Annotated in this window: 5 protein-coding genes; all 5 read left to right on the forward strand. The window is 37.8% G+C overall.

Translation table 11 applies throughout. The features are described 5' to 3' along the window. The first annotated feature begins 117 nt into the window (after nucleotides 1-117). The 5 genes from HMPREF0877_RS05850 (at nucleotide 118) to HMPREF0877_RS05870 (ending at nucleotide 6,094) form a co-directional block, all read left to right on the forward strand. Nucleotides 118-2,289 (forward strand): LTA synthase family protein, encoded by a 2,172-nt coding sequence (locus HMPREF0877_RS05850; protein WP_040760715.1) that lies wholly within the window; start codon nucleotides 118-120, stop codon nucleotides 2,287-2,289. A 220-nt stretch (nucleotides 2,290-2,509) separates the two neighbouring features. Then, on the forward strand, nucleotides 2,510-2,980 hold the full coding sequence (locus tag HMPREF0877_RS05855) for a MerR family transcriptional regulator (RefSeq protein WP_002828359.1): 471 nt from the start codon (nucleotides 2,510-2,512) through the stop codon (nucleotides 2,978-2,980). Nucleotides 2,981-3,150: 170 nt separating this feature from the next. Continuing rightward, nucleotides 3,151-4,416, forward strand: coding sequence for a hydroxymethylglutaryl-CoA reductase, degradative (locus HMPREF0877_RS05860; RefSeq protein WP_002828360.1), 1,266 nt, complete (start codon nucleotides 3,151-3,153; stop codon nucleotides 4,414-4,416). 16 nt (nucleotides 4,417-4,432) lie between these two features. Next, nucleotides 4,433-5,383: a hypothetical protein gene (locus HMPREF0877_RS05865; protein ID WP_040760718.1), complete on the forward strand. Its 951-nt coding sequence runs from the start codon at nucleotides 4,433-4,435 to the stop codon at nucleotides 5,381-5,383. 9 nt (nucleotides 5,384-5,392) lie between these two features. Further along, the gene (locus tag HMPREF0877_RS05870; protein ID WP_002828362.1) at nucleotides 5,393-6,094 is read left to right on the forward strand and encodes an NAD-dependent protein deacylase; all 702 of its coding nucleotides are present in this window, start codon (nucleotides 5,393-5,395) and stop codon (nucleotides 6,092-6,094) included. Nucleotides 6,095-6,483 lie beyond the last annotated feature (389 nt).

The following is a 6,483-nucleotide window of genomic DNA, read 5'->3' on the forward strand; positions in this document are numbered from 1 at the left end:
ATATTTCTTAATTTAGAAAAAGTCTAAGGTGTATCAATCAAAATTACGCTATAATGGAAAAGATTATTATTTTTGGAAGTAATGAAACAAGATTTAGAAAGAAGAGAACAGACAACTATGATGCATAAGGGTCGTTTTTCTTGGATCAATACACGATTTGGTTTTGTTATGGTATTGATTGTATTGGTCTGGGCAAAAACACAACTAGCAAATATAATGGATTTTCATCTCTATTCAGGTGCATCTATTATTCAAGTAATTACCTTGTTGCTCAATCCAATACCGATTGCTGCGTTATTAATCGGAATAGCTTTTTATTTTCGGAAATCTAAGTTATTTTACCCCGTAGCAATTATTATGTATCTCATCAATACATTGTTGATACATTTAAATGTTATTTATTATCGTGAATTTACAGATTTTATGTCTGTGGCAACGATGCTGGGATACAACAAGGTCAATCAAGGGTTAGGCGCATCTGGATTTGCGTTAACTAACATTCATGACTTACTGTACTGGATTGATGTACCTATTTTTATTGTATTGTTCTTATTAAAGAAGATGCATTTTGATAAGCAAGCAACAACGAAATTCATGGGCTTTGCATTTTCAACGTTTGCAATTTTTGGTGCCATGACGGTACTGGTGCTAGGCGAGGCTGATCGTCCACAACTAATTACGCGTCAATTCGATAGTAAGATGTTAGTGAAATATCTAGGGATCGATACTTATACTGTGTTAGACGGTATTAAAACACACGGTGTAACAGAGATGCGTAAATCAGCTAAAAAGTCTGACATCGATAATGTATTATCATATGTTAATAATCATTATGCAGATGCCAATGCAAAATATGCTGGGATAGCTAAAGGAAAGAACGTTTTTGTGATTCATCTAGAATCATTCCAACAGTTTTCGCTTGATTTGAAAGTTAATAATCAAGCGGTCACACCAAATCTGAATAATATTTATCATTCAGATTCAACCATTGCCTTTGATAATTTCTTCCACCAGGTTGGACAGGGTAAGACCTCTGATGCTGAAAATATGCTAGAAACTTCAACGTTTGGCTTACCACAGGGATCGCTATTTGCTACCCAGGGAAATAATCAAACATTTGAAGCAATGCCTAATATTTTGAAACAAAATGGTGGTTATTCATCAGCAGTGTTCCACGGTAATAATGCTAGCTTCTGGAATCGCAGTAATGTGTACAAGAATATGGGTTACCAATATTTCTTTGATGCCAGCTATTATGATACTTCTGGTGATAAGGCTACCGGATATGGGTTGAAGGATAAACTATTATTCTATGATTCAATTCCATATTTGGAAAAAATGCAGCAGCCGTTCTATGCAAAGTACATTACGGTAACGAACCATTTCCCTTACAGTCTTGATGACGAAGATAAAGATCCTAATTTCACAACAACGAATACAGATTCAGACGTTGTTAACGGATATTTTGAAACAAATCATTATCTAGATCAGTCAATTGGTGAATTCTTTAACTATCTGAAGAAATCGGGATTGTATAATAAGTCAATTATTGTACTGTATGGTGACCATTATGGTATTTCAAATTCTGAAAATAAGCAGTTAGCGTCAGTATTAGGAAAAGATCCTAGTGATTGGAATGATTTTGATAATGCCCAATTACAACGTGTGCCATTTATGATTAATATTCCTGGTTGGCATGGGGGTGGTATTAATCACACATACGGCGGTGAGATCGATGTTATGCCAACGTTGTTACATCTTCTAGGTGTTAATACTAAGAAGTATGTACAGTTAGGGCAAGACTTACTAAGTACTAAGCGGCAACAAGTTGTTGCTTTCCGTGATAAGGACTTTGTCACACCGAAGTACACGTATACTAATCATGTGTTGTATGATAATGCCACAGGTGAAGCAATTAAAAATCCTTCTAAGAAGATAAAGGCGCAAGTTGCTAAGTATAAGAAAGAAGTTCGTCAACAATTAAGCGTTTCAGATAATTTGAATCAAAAAGATTTGTTACGTTTTTATAAACCAAAAGGCTATAAATCAGTTAATGCTTCGGACTACAATTACTCAAATGGACTTGCTAAACTACAAAGGCTCAATAAACAGTTAGGAACCGGTTCGACTTCACTATGGCATGAACGTGGTGACAAGAAATCACAATCGCTATATGAAACAGATGCACCAGAAAAGGATAAGCCAAAGTCTGATACGTCACGTATTCAACAGGTCAATCCAGATGGTGGAGATGATACTGATGGTGGCGATGATACGCCAAATCCTTAGTAGTAAGAGGGAGCGAGACAAAAGTCGTTTTGAATTAATAACTTTTAGCACAAAAATTAGAGGCTGAGACAACATCCGTCCCAGTCCTCTTTTTTAAATACTATCGTGAAAAGGCGTGACTAGTTTTTGATTTAAAGTGAATTGTGCTATTTTTAACGAAGTTGACAAATTTGTTAGATAACCTGACAATAAAGGCGATGATATTTGAAGGAGAGAGATGATGGCATTTTCAGGAGAACATCACTTACGAATGAAAGCTTTAGCATCTGAATTGTTTCAATTCCGTATCGGTGAATTAGCGACAATGACTGGTGTGTCAACTCGCCAATTACGGTATTGGGAGAGTAAGGGCATTATTTCCTCATTAGAACGTGAGGGAGAACAAGATGCACGTGTCTATAATTATACGGCTTACGTCACTGTTGCTGCGATTAAGGAATTTTTAGACGATGGCTACACATTAAAAGGTGCTGTTAAAAAAACAAAAGAGTATCAAGAGAACTGGCGGGTCTTGCATGACGTGATGCATAATGCGGTGAAAGGCGTTGTTTTGTTAGACAATAAACCCGTTGTTGATCTAGGATTTTTTAATGAGGATGAAACCCAACGTTTGTATGCAACTATAGATAAAAATAACCAGGTGAAGTACCTAGTCCAAGCTTGGCCAAGTGATGCAAAGAGCATTGAGTAGATAGAGGTTTCAGATTTTTTGGAACGTGTTTATCCTGTAAAACTAACATACTTTTTAGCACAAAAATTAGAGGCTGAGACAACATCTGTCTCAGTCTCTTTTTATATAAAACGCAAAATCTTGTTAAGAACTGTTAAACTAATAATAGATTAAATAAAGAGGGATAATGTATGACAAATTGGCATAGTTTTTATAAACGACCATGGTCAGAACGTCTAACTATTTTGACCGATAATCAAAATTTAACGATTGATGAACAGCAATTAATGCAGGACCAATATGATGATATCGGTGCGCAACAAGTTGAAAATTATATTTATAATTTTGGTGTACCGACAGGTTTATTATTACAATTACCAGTAGACGGTCAAGAATTTATTGTACCTATGACAACTGAAGAGCCTAGTGTCATTGCAGCTGCTAATAATGGTGCTCGTATGATGCGACAAGGTTCTGGCGTGAAGACGAAACGGCGAGAGCATCTCATGCGTGGTCAAATTATGCTTGTTAACCTATCAGACATGGCGAAACTGCAGCAATTCATCCAGAATCAGGAGTTGCAATTGTTGCAAATTGCAAATGATGCTCATCCATCAATGGCAGCTCGTGGCGGTGGTGCAAAGCAGTTGACCATCGATGTGCTAGATGAAAATACCGCGGCGGTTAATGTGTTGATAGATACTAAAGAAGCTATGGGTGCAAATACAGTAAACACAATGGCGGAGGCTGTAGCAACACAATTACGTCAGCAAGGCTATCAGGTTTTGATGGCTATTTTGTCTAATTATGGCACAGAGGCATTGGTGGAAGCAGAAGTAGCTATCCCGGTGACAGCATTAGCAACGAAACAAGGGGTGTCAGGACAGACGATTGCAGAAAAAATTGCCTTGGCAAGTCATTTAGAAGAATTATCCCCACATCGGGCAGTCACATCCAATAAGGGTATTTTGAATGGTATTGAAGCAGTTGTATTAGCAAGTGGTAATGATACAAGGGCTGTTAATGCTGCTTTGCACGCATATGCCGCACATACTGGTCAATACAGTGGTTTGATCTCATGGCAAGTAGAACATGATCAATTAGTTGGTCGTACTGTCATGCCAATGTCAATTGGTGTTGTTGGCGGATCGATTGGTATCGTGCCAGCAGTGAAATTGAACCACCACATTATGGGTAATCCAAGTGCAGAACAATTAGCAGGTATTATCATTGCCACCGGTTTAGCACAGAATTTAGCAGCTTTGCGAGCCCTTGTTTCAACCGGTATTCAGGCAGGTCATATGGCTTTGCAGGCTAAATCACTAGCTATACAAGTCGGTGCGATGAATGATGAAGTTGAACAATTAGTGGCGCAGCTAAATCAAACTAATCAGATCAACGCAGCGATGGCGCGTCAATTATTACAGAAGATGCGTGATTCACACGCAGAGAACTAAAGATAGGACAGAAAAAATGAAATTTGCGAAAGAAACAATTACATTGTTAGACCAGGTCAATGCACTATATCCTGGATCAGTTGTCTTACGAGGTAACGAAGATGCTAGTGGCATAATTACTCATGATCAAGTATCAACATCAATGTTAGGTACACGACTAATGGTTGAAGTCAATGATGGGACGGCACCTGATTTTTTGGCAACATCAGAATTATTGCTGATGCTTTTGACATTGAACGGGTACCCACAGGTTTATTTTCAATTGAAAGATGATGATGTGGAATTAACGAACCAATTAATGGTTATGGCAACCTATCTTTATCAACCAGCATTACGTGCCATTGTTTATCGTGAGCAGGCAGCGCATGGGTTACTGACGGATGATGTTGTGGAAGGCGTGGTTGATGGCGTACAGCAGACGATTTCAAAAGAGATTGCGGATGATAATGGTGAAGCAGCACTACGATTATTGACGTTATTAGATTTCCAAGTATTTTTGCATGCTGTGCCAAATGACACGACGGCAATCGTTGAAAAAATGGCGGCGCTTTATCCAAAAGCTTGGTCAGCGGCTGAAAAAATAACAATTGCTATGAAGATTGATGATATTAAAGATCCATTCAGTGTCCATCGTGCGGTTGTGACAGCTTTTTCAATGTTTGATGAGCAAATGGTTGCTTGGGACTTGCCAGAAATTTATGCTAGCGAGTTTGCAACATTGACACCAGTTCTGTCGGAACGTCAATTGCGGTTACCTCTCGCGCAAGTATTTGATATTAAACACATGACGATGAAAGATCGCCATACAGATAAAGATGCTTATGCAGGGCTATTAAAGGCTTCAGGTCAAAATAGTTTTGTACTTGCTGCACCAGAAGATAAGTTGGCTGACTTTTTTAAGGAGCTCTATCAAACGCCAGTTAAAGAGGTGCTGACTAAACTTGGACAACCATTCGCAATACGATAGGAGGAAATGATGGCATTGGTAACATCAGACGTACAACAACTATTTGATGATGCAAAAAATATCGTTTTTTTGACGGGTGCAGGTGTATCCACGGCTTCAGGTATTCCCGATTACCGATCAAAAGGTGGTATCTATGATGGTATGACATTACGTCCCGAGTATTTATTGAGTACGGAAGCATTAGCAAAAGAACCAGAAAAAATGTATGAATTTGCTAAGGAAAACATGTATTTTCCAGATGCACAACCAAATATTATTCATCAAAAAATGGCTGAATTGACGCAAAAAAATCGTGCACGTATCATTACGCAAAATGTTGATAGCTTGCATTTAAAGGCTGGGGCTAAGAATGTTATTGAATTTCACGGATCACTCTATAACATTTACGCAACGAAGGATGGTAAACCTAGTGATGTGAATACCTATCTACATTCACTTTATCGTGAAGATGGTGCGCTATTACGACCAGCAATTACATTGTATGGCGAGATTCCATTTAGAGTAGATGAGGCAGCTCAATGGATGTCGCAAGCAGATTTGGTTGTAATCGTTGGGACTAGCTTTGTGGTTTATCCATTTGCTGGGTTGCTACAGTATGCTCGTCCAAATGTACCGATACTAGCAGTTAATTTGGAGAAAATTCCCGCACCAGCTCATGTTGAGCAAATCGTTGGGGATGCACGCGAGTTTTTCTCAGAGTTGCAAGTGTAGGGGGTGTTTGTCAGCTTAGCAATTATACTAATTGTTGTTACATTGAGGCTTCAGACTTTTGGAACGCGTTTATGATATCAAACTGACATGCTTTTAATTAAGATATTTTTAGCAAAAAAAGTTGGAACATTTTCTGTTGTTCCGACTTTTTTGTTATATATCCGCGACTTATTTTTTAGACTCGTTATGTTTAATGAATTGTAATGTTCGTAAAAAAATAAAAACGATAATCTATTGACGAATATTATGATTGCTGGTATGATATTTAAGTGGTCGCGTGAGACAACTTAGTTACTAAAATTATTGATTAATAATTATAGTAATTAATAGTTGACAATCATTTGATTATACTGTAATATCAATTAAGTTGTCAGCGAGACAACAAAGAT

The organism is Weissella paramesenteroides ATCC 33313, from assembly GCF_000160575.1.
Taxonomy (GTDB): Bacteria; Bacillota; Bacilli; order Lactobacillales; family Lactobacillaceae; genus Weissella; species Weissella paramesenteroides.

What these genes read in the sequence shown, in the direction of transcription:
- HMPREF0877_RS05850 (WP_040760715.1), top strand. Translation starts at nt 118, where the DNA reads ATGATGCATAAGGGTCGTTTTTCTTGGATCAATACACGATTTGGTTTT.
- HMPREF0877_RS05855 (WP_002828359.1), top strand. Translation starts at nt 2,510, where the DNA reads ATGGCATTTTCAGGAGAACATCACTTACGAATGAAAGCTTTAGCATCT.
- HMPREF0877_RS05865 (WP_040760718.1), top strand. Translation starts at nt 4,433, where the DNA reads ATGAAATTTGCGAAAGAAACAATTACATTGTTAGACCAGGTCAATGCA.
- HMPREF0877_RS05860 (WP_002828360.1), top strand. Translation starts at nt 3,151, where the DNA reads ATGACAAATTGGCATAGTTTTTATAAACGACCATGGTCAGAACGTCTA.
- HMPREF0877_RS05870 (WP_002828362.1), top strand. Translation starts at nt 5,393, where the DNA reads ATGGCATTGGTAACATCAGACGTACAACAACTATTTGATGATGCAAAA.